General features: G+C 67.0%; 21 protein-coding genes. 12 read left to right on the top strand and 9 right to left on the bottom strand.

What is annotated here, in order from left to right; translation table 11 throughout:
- Positions 1-4 precede the first annotated feature (4 nt).
- Together V8J38_RS10490 and V8J38_RS10485 are read left to right on the top strand one after the other, a co-directional pair.
- A complete protein-coding gene (locus V8J38_RS10490) occupies positions 5-943 on the top strand; it encodes a hypothetical protein (RefSeq protein WP_338575563.1) in 939 nt (312 codons plus the stop codon).
- Positions 944-963: 20 nt separating this feature from the next.
- Positions 964-1,854 carry a hypothetical protein gene (locus tag V8J38_RS10485; protein ID WP_338575561.1) on the top strand — a complete coding sequence of 297 codons (891 nt, stop codon included), beginning with the start codon at positions 964-966 and terminating at the stop codon, positions 1,852-1,854.
- A 62-nt stretch (positions 1,855-1,916) separates the two neighbouring features.
- On the opposite strand, the gene uvrA is transcribed toward V8J38_RS10485, so the two are convergent.
- Positions 1,917-4,856, bottom strand: coding sequence for an excinuclease ABC subunit UvrA (uvrA, locus tag V8J38_RS10480; RefSeq protein WP_338575560.1), 2,940 nt, complete (start codon positions 4,854-4,856; stop codon positions 1,917-1,919).
- A gap of 161 nt (positions 4,857-5,017) precedes the next feature.
- Between uvrA and V8J38_RS10475 the strand changes: the two genes are divergently transcribed.
- Positions 5,018-5,470, top strand: coding sequence for a hypothetical protein (locus tag V8J38_RS10475; RefSeq protein ID WP_338575559.1), 453 nt, complete (start codon positions 5,018-5,020; stop codon positions 5,468-5,470).
- Here V8J38_RS10475 and V8J38_RS10470 read toward each other — a convergent pair.
- Positions 5,467-5,991: a group III truncated hemoglobin gene (locus V8J38_RS10470; protein ID WP_338575558.1), complete on the bottom strand. Its 525-nt coding sequence runs from the start codon at positions 5,989-5,991 to the stop codon at positions 5,467-5,469. The two genes, V8J38_RS10475 and V8J38_RS10470, sit on opposite strands and share 4 nt — an antisense overlap.
- A gap of 165 nt (positions 5,992-6,156) precedes the next feature.
- On the opposite strand from V8J38_RS10470, the gene V8J38_RS10465 reads away from it, so the two are divergent.
- Positions 6,157-6,294 carry a hypothetical protein gene (locus V8J38_RS10465; RefSeq protein ID WP_338575557.1) on the top strand — a complete coding sequence of 46 codons (138 nt, stop codon included), beginning with the start codon at positions 6,157-6,159 and terminating at the stop codon, positions 6,292-6,294.
- On the top strand, positions 6,260-7,861 hold the full coding sequence (locus V8J38_RS10460; protein WP_338575555.1) for an ABC-F family ATP-binding cassette domain-containing protein: 1,602 nt from the start codon (positions 6,260-6,262) through the stop codon (positions 7,859-7,861). The genes V8J38_RS10465 and V8J38_RS10460 overlap by 35 nt, the downstream gene beginning before the upstream one ends.
- On the opposite strand, the gene V8J38_RS10455 is transcribed toward V8J38_RS10460, so the two are convergent.
- From V8J38_RS10455 to V8J38_RS10440, 4 genes are read right to left on the bottom strand one after another with little or no spacing between them, the layout of a single operon-like run.
- On the bottom strand, positions 7,834-9,435 hold the full coding sequence (locus tag V8J38_RS10455; protein WP_338575554.1) for an EAL domain-containing protein: 1,602 nt from the start codon (positions 9,433-9,435) through the stop codon (positions 7,834-7,836). The two genes, V8J38_RS10460 and V8J38_RS10455, sit on opposite strands and share 28 nt — an antisense overlap.
- Before the next feature lie 47 nt (positions 9,436-9,482).
- Positions 9,483-9,923, bottom strand: coding sequence for a flagellar basal-body protein FlbY (locus V8J38_RS10450; protein ID WP_338575552.1), 441 nt, complete (start codon positions 9,921-9,923; stop codon positions 9,483-9,485).
- Entirely contained in the window at positions 9,920-10,228 is a 309-nt protein-coding gene (locus V8J38_RS10445) for a rod-binding protein (RefSeq protein WP_338575550.1), read from the bottom strand. Before V8J38_RS10445 ends, V8J38_RS10450 begins: the two co-directional genes overlap by 4 nt.
- Positions 10,228-11,346, bottom strand: coding sequence for a flagellar basal body P-ring protein FlgI (locus tag V8J38_RS10440; protein ID WP_338575548.1), 1,119 nt, complete (start codon positions 11,344-11,346; stop codon positions 10,228-10,230). The genes V8J38_RS10445 and V8J38_RS10440 overlap by 1 nt, the downstream gene beginning before the upstream one ends.
- 184 nt (positions 11,347-11,530) lie before the next feature.
- Here V8J38_RS10440 and V8J38_RS10435 point away from each other — a divergent pair, with 184 nt between their 5' ends.
- The 3 genes from V8J38_RS10435 (at position 11,531) to gltX (ending at position 14,008) form a co-directional block, all read left to right on the top strand.
- Positions 11,531-11,959: a flagellar assembly protein FliX gene (locus V8J38_RS10435; protein WP_338575546.1), complete on the top strand. Its 429-nt coding sequence runs from the start codon at positions 11,531-11,533 to the stop codon at positions 11,957-11,959.
- 207 nt (positions 11,960-12,166) lie between these two features.
- Complete coding sequence (gene dksA / locus V8J38_RS10430) at positions 12,167-12,580, top strand: RNA polymerase-binding protein DksA (protein WP_291782169.1); 414 nt, start codon at positions 12,167-12,169, stop codon at positions 12,578-12,580.
- Positions 12,581-12,673: 93 nt separating this feature from the next.
- Positions 12,674-14,008 carry a glutamate--tRNA ligase gene (gltX, locus tag V8J38_RS10425; protein ID WP_338575544.1) on the top strand — a complete coding sequence of 445 codons (1,335 nt, stop codon included), beginning with the start codon at positions 12,674-12,676 and terminating at the stop codon, positions 14,006-14,008.
- Positions 14,009-14,084: 76 nt separating this feature from the next.
- Here the strand turns inward: gltX and V8J38_RS10420 are convergent, their stop codons facing one another.
- On the bottom strand, positions 14,085-14,378 hold the full coding sequence (locus V8J38_RS10420; RefSeq protein WP_291782163.1) for a CC_3452 family protein: 294 nt from the start codon (positions 14,376-14,378) through the stop codon (positions 14,085-14,087).
- A 115-nt stretch (positions 14,379-14,493) separates the two neighbouring features.
- Positions 14,494-15,099 carry a TIGR00730 family Rossman fold protein gene (locus V8J38_RS10415; protein ID WP_312218569.1) on the bottom strand — a complete coding sequence of 202 codons (606 nt, stop codon included), beginning with the start codon at positions 15,097-15,099 and terminating at the stop codon, positions 14,494-14,496.
- Between the two features lie 132 nt (positions 15,100-15,231).
- Here V8J38_RS10415 and V8J38_RS10410 point away from each other — a divergent pair, with 132 nt between their 5' ends.
- Positions 15,232-15,975 (top strand): hypothetical protein, encoded by a 744-nt coding sequence (locus V8J38_RS10410; protein ID WP_338575542.1) that lies wholly within the window; start codon positions 15,232-15,234, stop codon positions 15,973-15,975.
- A gap of 127 nt (positions 15,976-16,102) precedes the next feature.
- Here V8J38_RS10410 and V8J38_RS10405 read toward each other — a convergent pair whose 3' ends face one another.
- Positions 16,103-16,723 carry a TetR/AcrR family transcriptional regulator gene (locus V8J38_RS10405; protein WP_291782154.1) on the bottom strand — a complete coding sequence of 207 codons (621 nt, stop codon included), beginning with the start codon at positions 16,721-16,723 and terminating at the stop codon, positions 16,103-16,105.
- Positions 16,724-16,785: 62 nt separating this feature from the next.
- Here V8J38_RS10405 and V8J38_RS10400 point away from each other — a divergent pair, with 62 nt between their 5' ends.
- The 3 genes from V8J38_RS10400 to V8J38_RS10390 all read left to right on the top strand — a co-directional run bounded on the left by V8J38_RS10400 (position 16,786) and on the right by V8J38_RS10390 (position 21,344).
- The gene (locus V8J38_RS10400) at positions 16,786-17,571 is read left to right on the top strand and encodes a Coq4 family protein (protein WP_338575540.1); all 786 of its coding nucleotides are present in this window, start codon (positions 16,786-16,788) and stop codon (positions 17,569-17,571) included.
- Positions 17,572-17,679: 108 nt separating this feature from the next.
- Positions 17,680-20,037 carry an acyl-CoA dehydrogenase gene (locus V8J38_RS10395; protein ID WP_338575538.1) on the top strand — a complete coding sequence of 786 codons (2,358 nt, stop codon included), beginning with the start codon at positions 17,680-17,682 and terminating at the stop codon, positions 20,035-20,037.
- A complete protein-coding gene (locus V8J38_RS10390) occupies positions 20,037-21,344 on the top strand; it encodes a 3-oxoacyl-ACP reductase (RefSeq protein ID WP_338575537.1) in 1,308 nt (435 codons plus the stop codon). The genes V8J38_RS10395 and V8J38_RS10390 overlap by 1 nt, the downstream gene beginning before the upstream one ends.
- Positions 21,345-21,347 lie beyond the last annotated feature (3 nt).

Below are 21,347 nucleotides of genomic sequence, written 5' to 3'. Positions count from 1 at the left end.
GTTCATGACCCATGGATTCCAGATCGATGAAGCGCTGGCGGATGGTTTTCGTCTGATCCGGCGTCGGCCCGGCAGCGTCTTCGCCTGGGGCGTCGTTCTGGCCCTGCCTGTATTGCTGTCCGCCATCCTCATGATCGATCTCTTGATGACGATCGGTCTTGAGGCCACGGCTGAGAATGCAGACGCCAGTCCGCAGGCGCTCGCCGCCATGATGCGGATGCAGGCCTGGTCCATGCTGATCAATGTGGTGCAGTTGATCGGCTACGTCCTGATCATCGCCGCTATCTGCCGCGCGGTGCTGTGGTCCGAGCGCGCGCCGGGTCGCTTTTTCGATCTTCGAGTCGGCATGGATGAGGCGAGGGTGGCCGTGGCCGGCCTGGCCGTCATGGCGGGCTGCTATGGCGTGATGCTGGTCGTCCTTCTACTGGCCTTCGCCTTTGGGGCGGCCTTCTGGATGGTTTCCGAAACAGCGGCTGTGATGCTGGGCGTGGCGGTGGGGCTGGCGGGAATCGTCGGCATCGTCTGGGCGGGGTTGCGGACCTCCATGATCATGCCGCTCAGCATCGCGTCTCAGGATTTCGCCTTCGTGGAGGGGTGGAGGATGACGAAGGGCCGCGTCGGGATGCTGTTGGGCCTTTTCGCCGCGACGTTTGCCGTCACGTTTTTGGTCCATGTGCTGTTCCTGATCGTGGCGGGACTAATCGCCCTGGGCGTCAGCATTCCCTTCTGGCCTCAACTGGCGGTCTGGGCCCAGAGCGCGTCGAGCGAGCTTCCGGCCTTCAACCCGCTCGTTGTCGCAGTGGCGGGCGTTGCGGCCTTTATCGCCATTACGGCTTATTACGGCGTCATCGTCGCCATCTGGATCGCGCCCGGCGTTTCGGCCTGTCGCCAGATGCTGGCGATGCAGAAACAGGACGAAACCGGCGCGGTTGCGTTAAGCTGAGCGAGAATCGAGGAGCCAGCATGAGTTTCAACGCCACCGAATCCGCCTTTGAGGGCTTCCGCCTGGCCCGTCGGGCGCCGATGGCCATTCTGGCCTGGGCCGCCGCCTATATCGTGTTCTTCGCGGTCTTCTTCGCCGTGGCCGGCGGCAGTCTGATCAACATCATCAACCTGGCCGAGCAGATCGAACAGAGCGCCGAGCCGTCGATGAGCGATCTGACGACCCTGGGGCAGGCTTACGGCGCCATGATGGGTCTGGCCCTGCCGTTGTCGCTGCTGTTCAGCGCCGTGCTGACGGCGGCGGTGGCGCGCTCCGTCATTCGCCCGGAGGAGAAGCGGTTCGGCTACCTGCGCCTGGGACGCGATGAACTGCGTATCCTGGGAGCCACGCTGGTTGTGGCGCTGCTGATGTTCGGCGTGATCATGGGCGGCACGGTGCTGGTCAGCGTCTTTGTGGGGTTGGCGGCGAGCATGGGCGCGCCCTTCCTGATCCTGCCGGCGGTTCTTGTGGGGCTTGGGGTTGCTGCGGTCGCCGTCTGGCTGGCAGTGCGCCTCTGCCTGGTCGCGCCGACGACCTTCGCGGAGGAGAAGATCGCCATCAAGGAAAGCTGGGCCATGACCAGGGGCCGTTTCTGGCCGCTGCTGGGCATGGCGGTTCTGGCGGGCGTCATGTCCATGCTGGTAGGGCTGCTGGGCTCCATCGTCATCGCGCCGCTCAACCTGATCTTCGGCGGCCTGGAGAGCCTGGCGGGAGCAGAGACGACCAATATCGCCACGCTTCTCGTTAAGTTCTGGCCGGCCCTGCTGGTGTGGGGCGTGGTCAACGCCCTGCTGGCGGCGGCGCAGGCGGCCGTCATCTATGCGCCGTTCTCGGCGGCCTATCTGGGCATCAAGGGCGTGCCGCGCGTCTGATCCGACGGCCTCGCTGGAAATGAAACGCCGCGCTCCGACAGGGGCGCGGCGTTCTTTTCAGGTCAGGCGCTCTTGCGGGCCTTGGCGCGTTTGGCGGGCGCAGGTTCGGCGGTCAGGGCGGCGACGCGGCCCTTGCGGCGTTCCTCGTGCCGGTCCAGCACCTCCTTGAGGTAGCGGCCGGTCCAGCTGGCGGGGTTCTCGGCGACCTGTTCCGGCGTGCCGACGGCGACGATCTCGCCTCCGCCGTCGCCGCCCTCGGGACCGAAGTCCAGCAGATGGTCGGCCACCTTGATGACGTCGAGGTTGTGCTCGATCACCACGATGGTGTTGCCGTTCTCGACCAGCTCCTGCAGCACCTCCAGCAGCTTGCGCGTGTCCTCGAAGTGCAGGCCGGTCGTCGGCTCGTCCAGGATGTAGAGCGTCTTGCCGGTCGCCCGCTTGGACAGTTCCTTCGACAGCTTGACCCGCTGGGCTTCGCCGCCGGACAGGGTGGTGGCGGGCTGGCCGACCTTGACGTAGCCCAGACCCACGCGCTCCAGCGTCAGCATCTTGTCGCGGATCGACGGCACGGCGGTGAAGAAGCGCGCCGCCTCTTCAACCGTCATGTCCAGAACGTCCGATATGCTCTTGCCCTTGAAGACGATTTCAAGCGTCTCGCGGTTGTAGCGCTTGCCCTTGCAGACGTCGCAGGTGACATAGACGTCGGGCAGGAAGTGCATCTCGATCTTGATGACGCCATCGCCCTGACAGGCCTCGCAGCGGCCGCCCTTGACGTTGAAGCTGAAGCGGCCGGGGCCGTAGCCGCGCGCCTTGGCCTCGGGCAGGCCCGCATACCAGTCGCGGATGGGTCCAAAGGCGCCGGTATAGGTGGCGGGGTTCGAGCGCGGGGTGCGGCCGATCGGCGACTGGTCGATGTCGATGACCTTGTCGAAATGCTCCAGCCCCTCGATGCGGTCGAAGGGGGCGGGGGCGTCGGACGCATTGTTCAGGCGCCGCGCGGCGGCCTTGTACAGGGTCTCGATGGTGAAGGTCGACTTGCCGCCGCCCGACACCCCGGTGACGCAGGTGAAGACGCCGACCGGGATCTCGCCCGTGACGTTCTTCAGGTTGTTGCCCGTGGCGCCTGAGACCTTCAGCATCCGCTTGCGGTTGATGGGGCGGCGGCCTTCGGGCGGCAGTTCGATCTCGCGCGCGCCGGTCAGATACTGGCCGGTCAGGGAGTTGGGGTTGGCCATGACCTCGGCGGGCGTGCCCTCGGCGCAGACCGTGCCGCCGTGGACCCCGGCGGCCGGGCCCATGTCGATGACGTAATCGGCCGTCAGGATGGCTTCTTCATCGTGCTCGACCACCAGCACGGAGTTCCCCAGGTCGCGCAAGCCCTTCAGGCTGTCCAGCAGACGGGTGTTGTCGCGCTGGTGCAGGCCGATGGACGGTTCGTCCAGCACATACAGCACCCCGGTCAGGCCCGAGCCGATCTGCGACGCCAGACGAATGCGCTGGCTCTCGCCGCCCGACAGGGTGCCGGAACTGCGAGACAGGTTCAGATAATCCAGGCCGACGTTGTTGAGGAAGCGTAAGCGGTCGGTGATCTCCTTCAGGATGCGCCGGGCGATCTCGACCTGCTTTTCGGTCAGGGCGTCTTCCAGGGTCGAGAACCACAGGAAGGCCTTGGAGATCGACAGGTTGGAGATGTCGGCGATGTCCTCGCCGCCGACCTTGACCGCCAGGGCCTCGGGCTTCAGGCGCTTGCCGCCGCACACCTCGCACGGAGTTTCGGACTGATAGCGGCCCAGTTCCTCGCGCACCCATGCGCTGTCGGTCTCGCGCCAGCGGCGCTCCAGGTTCGGCAGCACGCCCTCGAACGGCTTGGAGACCTCGTATTTGCGGGCGTTGTCGTCATAGACGAACTTGATCTTCTCGCCGCCCGAGCCGCGCAGGATGACGGTCTGCGCCTTCTCCGGCAGGTCGCGCCACGCCTTGTCCATCGAGAAGCCGTAGTGCAGGGCCAGCGATTGCAGCGTCTGCGTATAGAGGGGCGAGGGGCCGCGCGCCCACGGCGCCACGGCGCCCTTGTGCAGGGTCTTGTCGCGGTCGGGGATCACAAGATCGGCGTCGAAGGCCAGCTTGACTCCCAGGCCGTCACAGGCCGGACAGGCGCCGAAGGGGTTGTTGAACGAGAACAGCCTCGGCTCGATCTCGCTGATGGTGAAGCCCGAAACAGGACAGGCGAACTTCTCGGAAAAGACGATGCGGCGCGGCTCTTCGCCTTCGGGCGCATTCGCCCATTCCGCCGTGGCGATGCCGTCGGCCAGGCCCAGCGCGGTCTGAATGCTGTCGGCGTAACGGCCTTCAAGACCCTCTTTGGTGACAATGCGATCGACGACGATATCGATGTCGTGCTTGAACTTCTTGTCGAGCGCGGGGGCGTCTTCGATGGCGTAGAACTCGCCGTCGATCTTCAACCGCTGGAAGCCCTGCCGCTGCCACTCGGCCATTTCCTTCTTGTACTCGCCCTTGCGGCCGCGAACGACCGGCGCCAGCAGCAGGATGCGTTCGCCGTCGGGCAGGGCGGTCAGCTTGTCGACCATCTGGCTGACGGTCTGGCTTTCGATCGGCAGGCCGGTGGCGGGCGAATAGGGAATGCCCACGCGCGCCCACAGCAGGCGCATGTAGTCGTGGATTTCGGTGACGGTGCCGACGGTCGAACGCGGGTTCTTCGACGTGGTCTTCTGTTCGATGGAGATCGCCGGGGACAGGCCCTCGATCAGATCCACATCCGGCTTGCCCATCAGCTCCAGGAACTGGCGCGCATAGGCCGACAGGCTTTCGACATAGCGGCGCTGACCCTCGGCATAGATGGTGTCGAACGCCAGCGAGGATTTGCCCGACCCGGACAGGCCGGTCATGACCACCAGCTGTTCACGCGGAATGTCGAGATCGACGCCCTTGAGGTTGTGCTCGCGGGCGCCGCGAACGCGGATGAAGTTGTGCTTTTCGACCATGAGATCCGAGGAACGCGGGAGACCCCGAAAACGGTCCGGGGAGACGACGCTATATGGGGATCAATTCGCCGCAAACAGCAAGAACAATATAAGAACTCTTGGGCTCGTCGTTGTGGCCGCAGGGATTCCGCATATGCTGCCGGTCAGAAGCGGAGGGATGTATGAAAATCGGTTTTCAGGCTGTGATGCTGGCTCTGGCGGCCTCGGTGCTCGCCGCCTGTAATTTTCACGCGACGCTGCCTACATCCGATCCGGTGCTGAACGCTGAGGCTGAGGCCTTTTACGGCGATATGGTCGCTGGCCGTGATGACGCTGTCGTTGCGCGGATGCTGTCGGAAAACGATCCGGCAGAGGTCAAGGCCCAACTTCCCATGCTTCGCGACATGATCGGCGACGCTGCTCCGCCTGAGCCCAAGCTGGTGCAGTCCCGCAAAACCACCGGATCTCAGGGCGAAACCTATGAACTGGAGCAGGACTACGTTTACGCGGATCGCACGGTTCGGGTCTATTCCGCCATGATGCGCGAGAAGGGCGAGTGGAAGGTTCATACCTTCAACATCAATGTTCGTATGGCTGGCGAGCCGAAGGCGGCGGAAGACGATAAAGCCGCCTAGTTTTCCGGCGCCCACGGCGTTTCCGGCCGCCGATAGCGTTCGCCGAGGCCGACCATCACCCCGTTGGCGTTGGCGACGCCCAGTTCGAGGCTTTCGGCGATGCGGCGGGCGCGGACGATGAAGTGTTCGGCGGCCACGGGCGGACACAGATCGCGGGCGGTCGCCTCGAACAGGCTCAGCCAATGGTCAAAGTGGCGGGCGTCGATGGGCAGGGGCAGGTGTTTGGGCATAGGCCGCCCTTGATACACGCCGGTGGACAGGGCGACGGACGACCAGAACAGCTTCATCTGCTCCAGATGCGGACCCCAGTCGTCGATGCGGGCGTCGAAGATCGGGCCGATGAAATCGTCTTCGCGCACCTTGGCGTAGAAGCCCTCGACCAGGGCGTCGATCATGTCTTCGTCGATGCCGGTTTCGGCGCGGATGCGGGCCACGGCGGCTTCCCTACGTGCGGCCGCTTCGGCTCGATCCGGCGCAGGACGGTCGATACGGAAGGCGACAGGACGATCGGGCGTGCTCATGACGCTCAAGATAGGAGCCGGGAGGCCGAAAGACCATGACGCCGATTGTCCAAGGGGGGTGGCGGCCGCATTGCGAAAGCTGAGCCGCAGTTTTGGGGTTGCGTTACGAAACTTCCGTCCCCATCCTTCCATCAGCCAACGCATCAGTGAGGAGGCAAGACGATCATGATCAGCACCCTGGAAATCGGTTTCGCCCTTTCCATGCCGCTGCTCGTGTTCGCCTATGTCCTTACTCAACCCAAGCCCAAGCCGGTCCGCATCCGCGCTCGTGACGCTCAACGGCGTCGCGGTCCGCACGCCTGACGGCCGAAGCCTCTTCGACAATCTGACGCTCGCCTTCGGGCGCGAACGCACGGCCGTCGTGGGGCGCAACGGCGTGGGCAAGACCACGTTGCTGCGCCTTGTCGCTGGTCTGGCCGAACCGGCCGAGGGCGCGATCGCGCGCGCCGGAACGGTCGGCTGGCTGGCGCAGGCCCAGACGCCGGGCGATGATGAGACGGTCGCCGAGACGCTGGATGTCGCTGCGCCTCTGGCTGTCCTGCATCGCGTGTTGGCGGGTGAAGGTTCGCTGGACGACATGGCCGAGGCGGACTGGACGCTGGAGGAGCGGATGCAGGCGGCTCTGGTCGAGGTCGGTCTGGCCGATCTGGCGTTGGATCGCTGTACGGCGGAGTTGAGCGGCGGCGAACAGACGCGCCTGCGGCTGGCGGGGCTGAAGCTGGCGGCGCCGGACCTGCTGGTGCTGGACGAGCCGACCAATCATCTGGACGCCGAGGCCCGCGCCATGATCGCCGATGTCGTGTCCGACTGGCCGGGCGGGGTGGTGCTGGTCAGCCACGATCGCGCCCTGCTGCGTCGCGTGGACCGCATCGTCGAGCTTTCCAGTCTGGGCGCGCGGGTGCATGGCGGCGGCTGGGATCTGTATGTCGAGCGCCGCGACGCCGAACGGGCCGCTGCTGAGCGCGATCTGGAACAGGCCGAGCGCGCCATTGGACGGGTCCAGCGCGAGTCTCAGATGGTGCAGGAGCGTCAGGCGCGCCGTGACCGCACGGCCAAGGCGGCGCGCGCCAACAGCTCCGATCCCAAGATCCTGCTCGACGCCCAGGCCCAGCGGGCCGAGGAAACCGGCGCGCGTGGTCAGCGGCTGGCGGAACGCAAACGCCAGGCGGCCGAGAGCGATCTGGTCGAGGCGCGCGAGCGCGTCGAACGCGTGCGCCAGATGGCGCTGGCCATGCCGCCGACCGGGCTGCCTGCGGGACGTATGGTGTTGAACCTGAACGAGGCGGTCGTGAGGGCCGGTGACGGCCGCCGTCTGCTGGGGCCGATCTCCCTGCGTCTGACCGGGCCGGAACGGGTCGCCGTGACCGGTCCCAACGGGGCGGGCAAGACGACCCTGTTAAAGCTGATCGCGGGGCTGACCGAGCCGTCCGCAGGATCGGTTGAGCGGCCGGTTCGCGCGGCCTTGCTGGATCAGCAGGCGGCCATGCTGAAGCCGGACGAAACGCTGGTCGACGCCTGGCTGAGGCTGAACCCGCAGGGCACGCCCAATGCGGCGCGGGCGGCTCTGGCCCGCTTTCTGTTCCGCAATGTGCAGGCCGACCGCAAAACGGGAGACCTGTCTGGCGGCGAGCGGCTGCGCGCGGCCCTGGCCTGCGTCATGACCGGGACGCAGCCGCCGCAACTGCTGGTGCTGGACGAGCCGACCAACCATCTGGACATCGATTCCGTCGAGGCGGTGGAGGCGGCGCTGTCAGGCTATGACGGCGCGCTGGTGGTGGTCAGCCACGACGCTGATTTTCTGGCGAATCTGCGCGTCGAACGAACGGTCGTGCTGAAGGACGGTCAGCTCCAGCCTTCGACCACGCCCTGACGGCGTCCTCGGATCGCGGGGGTGTTCAGAATGGTGCGCGGCTCAGGCTCGGCCCGGCCGAACAGCCAGCCCTGACCGTGGGTGACGCCCAGGTCGCGCAGGGCGTCGGCGATCTGATCCGTCTCGATCATCTCGGCGATGGTTTCGAGTTCCAGCGACCCGCATAGTTCGACCAGATGGGCGATCAGGGTGCGGGTTCGGGCGTCGATATCGATATCGCGCACCAGGGCGCCGTCGATCTTCACCGCATCGACCGACAGGCCGCGCAGATAATCGAAGGAGGCCGAACCGGCCCCGAAGTCGTCGATGCAGACCTTGATCCCGGCGTTGCGCAGGGCGCCCAGACGACGATCGGCGGCGGCCAGATCGGCCAGGGCGGCGGTCTCCGTCACCTCGACCATCAGGCGCCGACGATCATCGAGCGCCGCAGCGGTCATCTTCAGCAGGGCCGCGACATAGGCGTCGTTGGCCAGAGAGGCGCCCGAGACGTTGACGGCGATCTTGAGCAGGCCGCCGCCCGGCTCGCGCAGGCGCCGCACCGCCTTTTCCGCTACGGCCAGGTCGAAGCCGTCGATCAGAGCCAGTTCCTCGGCCATGCGGATGGCGGCGGCGGGGCCTGATCCCTGGCCAAAGCGGGCCAGGGCCTCGAAATGGTGGACGGCCCGCGTCTTCAGATCGACGATGGGCTGGTAGTAGAGGGCGAAATCCCGGTCACGCACGATGCTGCGGAAACGGTCGGCGTCCTTCAGCGTGCGTGGCAGGGAATCAGCGAAGGACAGCTCCGGCTGATCCAGCCCGCCATCCTTCAGGCAGCCCTCGATGGCGAAGCGCATGGCGCGCAGGGCCGAGGCGGCGTCGCCGCCCAGGGCGCTCTGCGTCGCCACGGCCGACAGAACGACACCCTCGGCCTGACCGGCTTTCCGCATTTCCGCCGCCAGATCTCTCGTATCGTCCAGCTTGCGGATCAGGGCGTAGCGGTCGGATGTCAGCCGACCCGCGCTGGCGCCGTCGTGAGAGGCGGCGTTGAGCGCGCCGCCGATGCGATGGTGAACCCGCTCCAGCGTGGCGGGATCGACGTCATGCAGGCCGTTCACGTCGATGAAGGCCAGGGCCAGGCGTTGCAGGGCGCCGGTCTCGCCGCTCGAAAGGCTGGCGTGCGCATGAGTCAGAAAGCCCTCGGCGTCTCTCGGCGGAGCGCCTACGGCCGGAGGCGCGTGGTCGACCTCGAAGGGTTCTCCTGCATAGGACAGGGCGCAGGACCGGGCCGGGGCGATGTCGGGCAGGGCGAAGGCGCGTAAGGTTGCGGAGCGCATCCGGCCGTCGCCACAATCGACCAGAACCTCAGCGGCGGGACTTCTCTGTCCCGGCAGCAGCGCGTCCAGCAGGTTCCGCAGCGTCGCGGCGCTCTGGACCGACAGGCGCTCGCCGAGACGGCGGCCGACCCAGGCGGAGGTTTGCTGACCTGCGACGGGGCCGGAACCCAGGGCGAAGCGTACCACGCCATGCTGATCGACTTCGATCAGCGCGTCGGCGGCGGCGAACGCCAGGCCCAGGAGGCGGGGGGTCAGTGTCATGCCGAAGCCGTAGGCCGCACGCTGTTAAAGAATGGCGATAAGGGGCCTCAGGCGGTGCGGTTCAGCGCCACGGCCCGTCCGTCGCCCTGCATCGCCTGACCCGCCGCGCCATAGCCCACGCCCTGAGCTCGGGCGCCCGCCACCTCGGCGGCGATGGTGCGGACTAGGCCTTCGGACACCTGGCGGGCCGCTTCGACGGTCACGGCATGTTCAGCCAGGACGGCCTCGAAGGTTTCGGTGGCTTCGATCAAGGCTTGCCGGTCGGTTTCGGGCGCAGCGGCGATGGCGGCGGGGTTGGCCTTCACCTGGGCGGATTCGCGGCGATAGAGGTTGGCCATCTCCTGCGTCTCGGACACGCCCTGGGCCAGATCCTGAGCGCGGTGGGCGCGCATGGCGTCCATTTCCAGCGATAGGCGATCGGTCAGGTCTCGGGTCAGGCGGGTCAGGTGCTGCACCCGCAGGGCGGCGGTCTCGATATCGGCGGTCATGCGCCTTGCTCCTGCATCTTGATCATCTGGGCCAGCACGCTGTCGGCCAGGCCGACGCCGCCCGCCTTCACCGTCTGCTGAGCCATGGCGTCGACCAGGAAGCCGCGCCAGGCGGCCTCGCCTGCGCCGCCGCCGAAGGGAGCCTCGGTGCTGAGGCCCTCGAACATGGGCTTCATCATCTGCGACAGGAAGCTGGCCTCGAAGGCTTCGGCCGTGCGGCGCATGGCTTCAAGATTCTGCGGCGGGCCCGGGCGGGCCGGGGTGTCGGCGCGCAGCAGGTCGGGAGAGACGGCGAGGGGGGTCATCAGATCACCTCGATCTCGGCCTGGAGGGCGCCGGCGGCCTTGATGGCCTGCAGGATGCTGATCATGTCGCGCGGGCTGACGCCGAGGGCGTTCAGGCCGTTGACCAGGGTGGAGAGGGAGGTCGAGCCGCCGACGATCCGCATCTGGCGGCCGGTCTCCTCGGAGATGCTGATGTCCGACTGGGGCACGACCACGGTCTGACCGCCGCGGCTGAACGGCTCGGGCTGGCTGACCAGAGGCGTTTCCTGGACCGAGACGGTCAGATTGCCCTGGGCCACGGCGACGGTGGAGATGCGCACGGCCTCGCCCATGACGATAACGCCGTTGACCTCGTCGATGATGACCTTGGCCGGGGAATCGATCTGGACCGGCAGGTTCTCGACCCGGCTCAGGAAGCCCGCCATGCCGAAGTTCTGGGGCGCGCGGATGGCGACCACGGTGCCGTTCTCCGCGAAGGCGGTCTGGGGGTAGGTTTCGTTGATGGCGGCGGCGATGCGTTGCGCCGTGGTGAAGTCGGGGTTGCGCAGGGTCAGGCGCACCGACGGCATGGAACCGAGATCGAAGCCCGTCTCGCGCTCGACCACCCCGCCCGAGGCGATACGGCCCGCCGTCGGCACGCCGCGCGTGATCGAGGAGCCTGACGCGCCCGAGGCCGAGACGGCGCCCGTCTGCACCGACCCTTGCGCCACCGCGTAGATTTCAGCGTCCGCGCCCTGCAGCGCCGTCACCAGCAGCGTGCCCCCCAGCAGGCTCTTGGCGTCGCCCATGGCCGAGACGCTGACGTCCAGCCGCGAGCCCGGCGTGGCGAAGGGGGGGAGTTCGGCCGTGACCATGACGGCCGCGACGTTCTTGGTGTTCAGGTTGGCGCCGCGGATGTTGACGCCCTGGCGTTCCATCATCCCCTCCAGCGACTGGCGGGTGAAGGGCGAGTTGCGCACGCTGTCGCCGGTGCCGTTGAGGCCGACGACCAGGCCGTAGCCGACGAGCTGGTTGGAGCGGACCCCCTCGATCGAGACGATGTCCTTGATGCGCGACTGGGCCTCGGCGACGCCCGGCTGGACGGCGAGCGCCACGGCGGCGACAGCCGGGGCGATGAGGGCGGTAAGCAACTTCTGCATGCGACAGACGTCCCTGCGTGAGCGTTCGTCATTAACCATGCGAGGATCGTGCCGGACGAAAACTTCATTAATTTCAATGATTGATCGGGATTTGGCCGGCGCCTGGCGGCAGGTTTTGCCGGGCCGTTAACCAAGACTTCAGTCCCTGGCGGCATGGTGGGACGCGTAGAAGGAGACGTCTTGCATGAAGGTCACCGGACCCTTGGGCGCCGCTTCGACGCCGACCACGCGACCGGCCGCACGTGCGGCGGGCGGCTTCGCCTTGCCGGCGACGGCCGGCGCAACGTCCGCCGCCCAGGCGGGGGCGACCTCGGGCGCTTCGGGCGTGGCCGGTGCGGCGGCCCTGATGGCCTTGCAGGGGGTGGAGGATCCGACCGAGCGTCGACGCCGGGCCATTCGTCGGGGCTCGGGCCTGCTGGATCGGCTGGACGAATTGAAGCTGGCCCTGCTGGGCGGTCAGGACGGCGCCGCCGCCCTGGGCCGTCTGGCCCGTGACCTGCGCGAAGAGCGCGAGGAAGGAGCAGAGCCGGGCTTGAAAGCTGTGCTGGATCAGATCGATCTGCGCGCTTCGGTGGAACTGGCGAAAGCTGAAATGAGCCGCGTTCGCGTCTGAAGGCGTTGAAACTTCGGCTGAACCCCGGATCTTCGGCGCTTTGTGAGGATAATTCGCCACACTTCCCCTGGGTCAATGCACCTTAGCCATATCACGGACACGCGAACGCCATTGCCGCGACTCTTGCGCTTGCCTATACGGCCCTTGCGCCGCAGGGGGGCGCGATAGAGAACGAGTGTGAGTGCGATGACCGCATTGGCCTCTGTAATGTCCGGGGACTCGGCTGTGTATCGGCCGACCGACGACGAACCGTTCATGAACGAGCGGCAGGTCGCCTATTTCAAGAGCAAGCTTCTGAGCTGGAAGGACGACATTCTTCGCGAGTCGAAGGGCACCGTCACCAATCTGAAGGCCGAGACTGAGAACCACCCTGATCTGGTGGATCGAGCCTCTTCCGAGTCCGATCGTGCGCTTGAGCTTCGGACCCGTGACCGTCAGCGCAAGCTGATTTCCAAGATCGATGAAGCCCTGCGCCGGATCGAGGACGGTTCCTACGGTTACTGCGAAGACACCGGCGAGCCGATCGGCCTGGGTCGTCTTGAAGCCCGCCCGACGGCGACGCTGTCGGTGGAAGCTCAGGAACGGCACGAACGCCGCGAGCGCGTTCACCGCGACGACTGACGCTTCCCTCGCGTCGATTAAGGGCGGTTCGGCTTGACTTGAGAGGGCGGCGGCGCGACCAAGCCGCCTTCCTATCGAGGTCGTTGATCCCCCATGTCCGTCAAGGTTCGTTTCGCTCCGTCTCCCACGGGTAAGCTGCACGTCGGCAATGTCCGCACGGCTCTGGTGAACTGGCTGTTCGCCAAGGGGCAGGGCGGCGCCTTCGTGCTGCGGATCGACGACACCGACCTGGTCCGCTCAACTCGGGAGTCGGAAGACAACATCGAGATCGACCTGAAATGGCTCGGCCTGACCTGGGACGAACGCTACAATCAGTCCAAGCGGTTCGATCGCTATGAAGAGGCCGCCGCTCGGCTGAAGGCCGATGGTCGCCTCTACCCCTGCTACGAAACGGCAGACGAACTGGACCGCCGCCGCAAGGTGCAGCTGTCGCGCGGCCTGCCCCCCATCTACGATCGCGCCGCCCTGTCGCTGACCGAGGCCGAAAAGGCCGCGCTGGAGGCCGAGGGTCGCCGTCCGCACTGGCGCTTCAAGCTGGAAGGCAAGCGCGTCGCCTGGGAAGACCTAGCGCGCGGTCACGCCGAGGTGGACACCGCCTCCATGTCCGACCCGGTTCTGATCCGCGAGGACGGCCTGTTCCTCTATACGCTGCCGTCGGTCGTCGACGACATCGACATGGAGATCACCCACATCATCCGGGGCGAGGACCACGTCACCAACACTGGCGCCCAGATCGAGATCTTCGAGGCGCTGGGGGCCAAGGTTCCAGGGTTCGCTCACATGCCGCTGCTGGTCGGCGCCGACGGCACGGCCCTGTCCAAGCGTCTGGGCTCGCTGGCCATCATGGACATGCGCGCCGACGGCTATGAGCCGATCGCCATCACCAGCCACCTGGGCAAGATCGGCACCTCGGACAATCTGGAGGTCGCGGCCTCGCTTGCAGACCTGGGCGCCGGCTTCGCCTTCTCCAAGATGGGCCGCTCGCCCGCGCGTTACGACACGGCCGATCTGGACCGTCTGAATGCTCAGGCTGTGCACGCCATCGATTACGCCGGGGCCAGGCCGCGCCTGGAAGTTCTGGGCGTCGATCTGGGCGAAGCCTTCTGGAACACGGTGAAGGGCAATCTCAGCAAGTTCGGCGATGTCGTTGAAATGGCGAAGATCGTCACGGGGCCAGTGACGCCGGTGATCGAAGACGCCGCCTTCGCCGCCGCCGCCCTGGAGTTGCTGCCCGAAACCATCGACGCTGAGGCCTGGTCAGCCTGGACCTCGGCGGTGAAGGACAAGACCGGCGCTAAGGGCAAGGGTCTGTTCATGCCGCTGCGTCTGATCCTGACGGGGCAGGCGCATGGGCCGGACATGGCGGCCATGATCCCCCTGATCGGCCGCGAGCGCATGGTTCAGCGGCTGAAGGGCGAAACCGCCTGACGGTTGGGGCGCCGGATACAAGAAAGGCCGCCTTCGTCGTGAAGGCGGCCTTTTTCGTTGTGGACTGTGATCGGGATCAGCCCGCGTTGCAGGCGGCGACCTCTTCTGCGCTCAGGGCCTGGCCCTTGTAGGAGAAGCTGGTCACCGGGCCGATCTTGGCGACCGTGCGACGGCAGGCGCGCGTCGCGGGCTGATTGGAGCCGCCGGTGGCGGTGCAGGCGTCGCCTTCGCAGCGCCAGGTGGCGCCGTCGACGATCACGCGGCCGGTCGGGGCCTTGGCGGCGTCAGCCAGGGTGGCGCTGGTGGCCGGGGCCTGGGCGAAGGCAGGGGCGGCCGCGAACAGGGCGACGGCGGCGAGAAGAGCACGCATGAACAGTCTCCGATAAGGGTAGGGCGCACGCCCAGCATCGCCATAGTCCGTTTTTTAAAGAAACTGTCAATCCAGCTTCCTGCTCGACGGACCGGCGTTACTGACGCACGTTTACTTACCGATGATCATGTTGCAAGTGCGGCGTGTCCTGAGCTGATTTCATGGCCTCGATCGCGGCCTCGACAGAATCGACGCTGACATAGGCCTCCAGGAAGCCCGCCGGGGTCATGCCCTTCTCGACGGTGTGTTCGATCAGGGTGAAGAATCCGTCCCAGAAGCCGTCCAGATTCAAGAAGATGACGGGCTTGGCATGCAGGTCCAGCCGCTTCCACGACAGCAATTCCACGACTTCTTCCAGCGTGCCGACGCCGCCGGGCGCGACCACGAAGACGTCGGACTCGTCATACATGAGCTGCTTGCGCTCATGCATGGAGGTGACGACGATCGTCTCCACGTCGTCGAACAGCCGTTCGCGGCTGCGCAGAAAGGCCGGCATGATGCCCACCACGCGGCCGCCCGCTTCATGGGCCGCCCGGGCGGACGCGCCCATCAGACCCACGCCGCCGCCGCCATAGACGAAGCGCCAACCCGCCTCGGCTACGGCCTTCCCGAACGCGGCCGCCGCCTGGATGTAGCGGGGATCAGTTCCATCGGACGAGCCGCAGAACAGGCAGACGGACCGGCCCTCGAATGGGGCGATATTGACGGAGGGCAGGGACATGGGACCTTTGACGACCTCTGGCGGCAGGTGGAAGGACAGACGGACAAACCGGGCAGGCCGGGCCGAAGGGGCTGGGCCGGGCGGACGTAGCCGTCTATCTGGACTGACAGCCTTATAGCGATGCGGGACAGGATGGAACGAAGGATCGGCCTGCTGGCGAGTTTGAGCCTTGTGCTGGCGACGGCGCTGTCGGCCTGCGGTTCGCCCAAACCTGAAGCGGAGGCGGACCCGGCCGAAGCGCAGGAAGACGACTGGATGACGACGCCGCGCATCTTCAGCGTTTCCACTCAAGGAGACGGCGGCGTCCTGGTGCGCGGCGCGGCGGCGCCGCGCGCGCGCGTCATTCTCAGCGGGACGGACGGACCGGCCGTGGCGGCGGGCGCGGACGCCCAGGGCCGGTTCGAGCTCCATGTCGGCGCCGCAGCGACAGGCCAGGTTCTGACCCCGGAGATTCAGATCGGCCAGACGGCGACGCCTGGGCCTCAGCGCCTGCTCGTGGTGGGGCAGGGAAGGCAGGCGGCTGCGCTGCTGACGGATGGCGGCCCCAGCCTGCGTCTGACGCCGGGGCCGGCCTTGGACGCCCTGGATGGCGACGGTCGAGGTCTGATCGCCTCCGGTCGCGCAGATCCAGGCCAGAAGATCGTCGTGCGCGCCGGCGGGATGTCAGCCCAGGCGGTGGCGGATTCGCGCGGGCGCTGGGTCGCGCCTGTAGCGACGGCCAGCGATCGTGCAGGCGATATCGAGGTCGATGGAACGGTCTTTCACTACCCTGGGCCAGGCGCGCCCGCCGCCCACGCCGAACGGGCGGGCGAGGGCTGGCGAATTACGCGGGGGCTGTCTGGTTCCGCCTATCAGACGACCTGGTTGCCGGACTGAAAACAACGTTAATGGCCCGTTAACCAAACCGGTTGATCAAGGGCCTGTCTTCTTTCTTCGAGGACACCCACCATCACCAAATGACTTCAAAAGCCCGATGCCTCGCGTCGGGCTTTCTTTTCTCTGGTCAGGCGCGGGGATGCATGGCGAGGAAGGCTGGCAGCAGGCTGGCCACGACCCTGCGGCTGGCGTCGTCCGATTGGCCCAGCATCCCGCGCAGAGGGGCGCCGATCAGCGCGTCCCCGAAGGCGCCGAGCGCAATGAAGAGGACGGCCGAGCCGATAGTCTCGTCGGTCTGATCCCCGCCCAGGCCGAGTTTCTCCTGAATGGCGACGACCAGATTCTGAACGGCTTCGCGCACCGGTTCGAGGTGCGACAGGTCGCCGGACAGGGCGATCCAGGCCGCCAGTCGCCCGGCGCCGCCGGTCGAGAAGGCGTCAAAGACGGCGTTGATCAATTCCAGCGGCGCGCCTTCGTCCGTCCTCAGACGGGCCACTGCGGCGTCCAGGGCGTCGCTGAGATCGGCCACCATCGATCCCATCAGCGCCGACTGCAGTCCTGCGGCCGAGCCGAAATGGTGGATCAGGTTCGCATGGGTGACGCCGATCTCGCCGGCCACGGCGGCCAGGGTGACGGCGTTGGGACCCCCTGAGAGCAGGAGGTCGCGCGCCGAGGCCAGGGCCTCGCGACGGGCTTCTTCAGGCGAACGGCGCCGGCGGCGCGGCTTGTCGGCGATTTTAATTGACATCGTTGTAAATGACATCCATGTAGGTAATGTGTCTTACGAGCCGTCCAAGGAGACTGCAAGCCATGGCCGCGACCGCGCTGGATCATAGTGGGGCCATAACGGGATTTCGCGAAGCCTCGCGCACGCTGAGCCGTCGGGTTCAGCCGGTGCGGGCTGCGCGCGCCATGAGCCGACTGGTTGCGGATAAGGACGACACCGAACAGGTGTTCGAAATCATGAACGCCTTGGCGGGGCGTTCCGTCGACTGGGGCTACGCCAAGTTGATGAGCAGTCCCGAAGGAGGGGTTCAGGCCTATCGCCGCCTGGAGCTGGCGGACCGGTTGCAGGATCGGGAGTGGCTGAAAACCATGCCGGAAGGCAGCGTCGGCGCGGCCTATCTGGACTTCATCGTCGCACAGGACTTCTCCGCCTACGGACTGGCTGACGAAAGCCGCAAGGTGGCGGACAGCGAGATCGAGGCGGCGCATCCGCGCGCCTGGTATGCGCGCCGCCTGCGCGACGTGCATGATATCTGGCATGTGTTGACCGGCTATCATACCGACGCCTTGGGCGAAGCCTGCGTGGTGGCCTTCTCTCTGCCGCAGACGCGCAGTTCAGGGTTTGGCCTGATCGCGGCGGCGATTGCGGTGCAGTTCGCACGCGCGCGCACCGGCTATCCGTGTGCAAGAGCGGTGTTTCAGGCGTGGCGCGACGGTCGTCGGGCGGACTGGCTTCCGGGACAGGATTACGAGGCCTTGCTGGCGGAGCCTCTGGATCAGGCCCGGCGTCGTCTGCGCATTCCACGGCCCGAAATCTATGAGCGCGTGCCGGCGGAAGTCCGCAACGCCTATCGCGGCGGTAAGGGCTGAAGCGAGGGGCTGAGGGAGCGCGGACGGGGGCGGCCGCGTTCCTTCTTTCATGAATGAACTGATGAGCGGCCGTGCGACTGCGCCCGTCGCCGGGGAGGAACAGCGTTGATGTGGGTTTGGATTGCGGCGGGGGCTGTTCTCGCCGTCCTGTTGGTCATGCTGACGGTCGCGCCGGTCCGTCGCGCCATGCTGTCACGCCCGGCGATGGACGCTTTCCGTCGCATCATGCCGCGTATGAGCGCCACCGAGCAGGCGGCGATCGAGTCCGGCAACGTCTGGTGGGACGCAGAAATCTTCTCCGGTCGACCGGACTGGAAACGCCTGCTGGCGACACCCGCGCCGCGGTTGACGGACGAGGAGCAGGTCTTCCTCGACGTCGAGACGGAAAAGCTGTGCGACCTGTCCAATGACTGGGACAGCACGGCGGTGTGGCAGGACCTGCCGCCTGACGCCTGGGCCTATGCGCGGGACAAGGGCTTTCTGGGCATGATCATTCCCAAGGCCTACGGCGGCCTTGGCTTCTCGGCCTACGCGCACAGCCAGGTGATCCAGAAGCTGTCGACGCGTTGCTCGGCGGCGGCGGTGTCCGTGATGGTGCCCAACTCCCTGGGGCCGGCTGAACTGCTGCTGCACTACGGCACGGAAGAACAGAAGAACCACTATCTGCCGCGTCTGGCGCGCGGTGACGAGATTCCGTGCTTCGCCCTGACCAACCCGTTCGCAGGCTCCGACGCCGCGTCGATCACCGACACGGGCGTGGTCTGCAAGGCCATGTGGGAAGGACGCGAGACCCTGGGTTTCCGCATCACCTGGCGAAAACGCTACATCACCCTGGCCCCCATCGCGACGGTGATCGGCCTGGCTTTCCGCGCGGTCGATCCGGACGGGCTGCTGGGCGAAGGCGAAGAGCCGGGGATCACCTGCGTCCTGATCCCGCGCGAGCATCCGGGGGTGCGGATCGGGCGTCGACACTGGCCGCTCAACGCCGTCTTCCAGAACGGGCCGATCGAGGGCGACGACGTCTTCGTGCCGATGAAGATGGTCATCGGCGGGCGCGAGCAGGTCGGAAACGGCTGGCGGATGCTGATGGAGTGTCTGGCGGCTGGTCGAGCCATCTCCCTGCCGTCCTCCAACGTGGGGATGTCCAAGCTGGCTGTCGGCATGGTCGGGGCCTATGTCGCCATCCGGCGTCAATTCAACCAGCCGATCGGCGCCTTCGAGGGCGTGCAGGAGGCTTTGGCCCGGATGGCGGGGCATCTCTACGCCACGGATTCTGTGCGGCGGCTGGCGGCGGCGGCGCTGGATCAGGGCGAGAAGCCTTCGGTCGTCTCGGCCATCGCCAAATACCATGTGACCGAACGCGCCCGCATTATCGTCAATGACGGCATGGACGTGATCGGCGGCAAGGGGGTCTGCATGGGCCCCGGCAACTTCCTGGCCCGCGCCTATCAGCAGATTCCGGTCGCCATCACGGTCGAGGGCGCCAACATCATGACGCGCACCCTGATCATCTATGGCCAGGGCGCGATCCGTTGCCATCCCTATGTCCTGCCGATGATGCGCACGGCCGAGGCGCAGGAGCTGAAAGCCTTCGATCGCGCCCTGTTCGGCTACGTCGGTTTCGTCCTGGGCAATATGGCGCGTGCGGTCGGCTTCGGCCTCACCGGCGGCGCGTTGATTTCGGCGCCACGCGACGCGGCGCCCGAACTGCGGCGCTACTACAAGCTGGCGACGCGGCTTTCGACCTTGTTGGCCCTGGCGTCGGATATTTCCATGGCCACGGTGGGCGGCGCCTTGAAGCGTAAGGGCGCCCTGACCGGGCGACTGGGCGATATCCTGTCCCAGCTCTTCATCCTGTCGGCGACGCTGAAGCGGTTTGAGGACGAGGGACGTCCGGCCGAAGACCTGCCCTTCGTGCATTGGGCGGCGCAGGATGCGCTGAACCGCGCGGCCACGGCGTGGCGGGACGTGCTGGCCAATCACCCCAGCCGGGCCGCGGCCTTTTTCCTGAATCTGACGGGGACGCCGTTCGGGCTCAAGGCGCCGACGCCCGGCGACGCCTGCGCCGGCCAGGTCGCCGGCCTGATCCAGCGTCACGGTCCGGCGCGGGATCGGCTGGTCGCCGGATCGTGGAGCGCCAGCCTGGAGGTGGATCCCATCGCCGCCGTTCTGGTCGCGTTCGATCTGTATCCTCAGGTGGAAGCCGTCGAGGCGCGGCTGAAACCGGCGATCAAGGCCGGACGTCTGTCGCGTGCGCCGCAGGACCTGACCCAACTGACCGCCTGGGCGAGCGAGGCCGAGGCTCAGGGCCTGGTCGACGCCGAGGAGAGGGCTCTGGTCGCGCGTTACGCCGAGGTCGCGATACAGGCGATCCAGGTGGACGACTTTCCGCAGGATTTCGGCCTGGCTGAGGGGTTGGCGCGGCGCCAGGCGGCGTCGGCGGGCAAGGGAAGCAAGGCGGCCTGATGTCGGACCGTTATCTGGACTTCGCCAACAGCGGCGTGGGCGGCTGGCTGGCTGGAACGCTGGGTTTGCCGCGCCCGTCGCCGTTGCGTCGTCGCGCCGAGGCGGGCGCGGCGCCGGTGGGGCCGTTGCTGCTGGGCGGAAGCGCGCGCCTCTCGCCGCTGTTGCATGGCCTGGCCGAGCGTTGGGGCGTCGAGCTCCATTCGAAGGCGCAGGACGGCGCGCGTTACGGGGGGCTGATCTTCGACGCCTCTGACATCGCTGATGTCGCGAGTGCGACGGGCCTCTATCGATACTTCCACGAGACGGTGCGTCGGCTTGATCCTCATGGGCGCATGCTGGTGATCGGCCGACCGCCAGAAGACACGGCGACCGTCGAGGGCGAGGCGCTGCAGCGCGGACTGGAAGGCTTCGTCCGCTCTCTGGCCAAGGAGGCGCGCGAGGGTGGGACAGCGCAACTGTTGCGGGTCGCGGCGGGCGCGGAAGAGGCGGCGGCGTCCAGCCTGGCCTTCTTCCTGTCGCCGCGCTCGGCCTATGTCTCGGGGCAGGTGGTGACGATCAGCGGAACGGCTGCGCCTGCCTCGACCGAGCCGAGGCGCGTCCTGATCACCGGCGCATCGCGCGGCATCGGCGAAGCGATGGCGCGGCTGTTCGCGGCCGAAGGCTATGCGGGGACGGCGCTCGATGCGCCGGGGGCGGAGACGGACCTGCGCGTGCTGGCCGACCAGATCGGCGCCGAGGCGCTGAGCCTCGACATCACTGCGGCCGATGCGGCGGAACGACTGGTCAGCGCGGCGCGGGCGGCGGGCGGATACGACGCGGTGGTCCACAACGCCGGGATCACGCGCGACCGGACCCTGGCCCGGATGTCGGCCACCGAGTGGGACAGCGTCATGGCGGTCAATCTGGGCGCGCCGCTGGCCCTGACGCGCGCGCTGCTGGAGGCGGGGCTGATCCGGTCGAACGGACGGATCGTCGCAGTGTCCTCGCTCAGCGGCATCGCGGGCAACAAGGGACAGGCCAACTACGCCCTGTCCAAGGCTGGTTGGATTGGGGCGGTGCGGCGATTGGCGGCCGAGGCGGGCGACGGGATCACGGTCAATGCGGTCGCGCCGGGCTTCATCGAGACGCGCATGACGGCCGCCATCCCCTTCGCCATCCGCGAGGCTGGACGGCGGATGAACAGTCTGGGGCAGGGCGGCCAGCCGATCGACGTGGCCGAGACCGCCCTGTGGCTGGCCGAGCCGGATAACGGCGGGGTGAACGGGGCCGTCGTGCGCGTTTGCGGCCAGAGCCTTCTGGGGGCGTGACGG

The organism is Brevundimonas olei (assembly GCF_037055245.1).
Lineage (GTDB): Bacteria > Pseudomonadota > Alphaproteobacteria > Caulobacterales > Caulobacteraceae > Brevundimonas > Brevundimonas olei.
This window is presented reverse-complemented; position numbering and strand designations above follow the sequence as displayed.

Bases quoted from the DNA above. Each gene is read 5' to 3' on its own strand.
- V8J38_RS10490 (WP_338575563.1), top strand. From the start codon at position 5: ATGACCCATGGATTCCAGATCGATGAAGCGCTGGCGGATGGTTTTCGT.
- V8J38_RS10485 (WP_338575561.1), top strand. From the start codon at position 964: ATGAGTTTCAACGCCACCGAATCCGCCTTTGAGGGCTTCCGCCTGGCC.
- uvrA (WP_338575560.1), bottom strand. From the start codon at position 4,856: ATGGTCGAAAAGCACAACTTCATCCGCGTTCGCGGCGCCCGCGAGCAC.
- V8J38_RS10475 (WP_338575559.1), top strand. From the start codon at position 5,018: ATGAAAATCGGTTTTCAGGCTGTGATGCTGGCTCTGGCGGCCTCGGTG.
- V8J38_RS10470 (WP_338575558.1), bottom strand. From the start codon at position 5,991: ATGAGCACGCCCGATCGTCCTGTCGCCTTCCGTATCGACCGTCCTGCG.
- V8J38_RS10465 (WP_338575557.1), top strand. From the start codon at position 6,157: ATGATCAGCACCCTGGAAATCGGTTTCGCCCTTTCCATGCCGCTGCTC.
- V8J38_RS10455 (WP_338575554.1), bottom strand. From the start codon at position 9,435: ATGACACTGACCCCCCGCCTCCTGGGCCTGGCGTTCGCCGCCGCCGAC.
- V8J38_RS10450 (WP_338575552.1), bottom strand. From the start codon at position 9,923: ATGACCGCCGATATCGAGACCGCCGCCCTGCGGGTGCAGCACCTGACC.
- V8J38_RS10445 (WP_338575550.1), bottom strand. From the start codon at position 10,228: ATGACCCCCCTCGCCGTCTCTCCCGACCTGCTGCGCGCCGACACCCCG.
- V8J38_RS10440 (WP_338575548.1), bottom strand. From the start codon at position 11,346: ATGCAGAAGTTGCTTACCGCCCTCATCGCCCCGGCTGTCGCCGCCGTG.
- V8J38_RS10435 (WP_338575546.1), top strand. From the start codon at position 11,531: ATGAAGGTCACCGGACCCTTGGGCGCCGCTTCGACGCCGACCACGCGA.
- dksA (WP_291782169.1), top strand. From the start codon at position 12,167: ATGTCCGGGGACTCGGCTGTGTATCGGCCGACCGACGACGAACCGTTC.
- gltX (WP_338575544.1), top strand. From the start codon at position 12,674: ATGTCCGTCAAGGTTCGTTTCGCTCCGTCTCCCACGGGTAAGCTGCAC.
- V8J38_RS10420 (WP_291782163.1), bottom strand. From the start codon at position 14,378: ATGCGTGCTCTTCTCGCCGCCGTCGCCCTGTTCGCGGCCGCCCCTGCC.
- V8J38_RS10415 (WP_312218569.1), bottom strand. From the start codon at position 15,099: ATGTCCCTGCCCTCCGTCAATATCGCCCCATTCGAGGGCCGGTCCGTC.
- V8J38_RS10410 (WP_338575542.1), top strand. From the start codon at position 15,232: ATGGAACGAAGGATCGGCCTGCTGGCGAGTTTGAGCCTTGTGCTGGCG.
- V8J38_RS10405 (WP_291782154.1), bottom strand. From the start codon at position 16,723: ATGTCAATTAAAATCGCCGACAAGCCGCGCCGCCGGCGCCGTTCGCCT.
- V8J38_RS10400 (WP_338575540.1), top strand. From the start codon at position 16,786: ATGGCCGCGACCGCGCTGGATCATAGTGGGGCCATAACGGGATTTCGC.
- V8J38_RS10395 (WP_338575538.1), top strand. From the start codon at position 17,680: ATGTGGGTTTGGATTGCGGCGGGGGCTGTTCTCGCCGTCCTGTTGGTC.
- V8J38_RS10390 (WP_338575537.1), top strand. From the start codon at position 20,037: ATGTCGGACCGTTATCTGGACTTCGCCAACAGCGGCGTGGGCGGCTGG.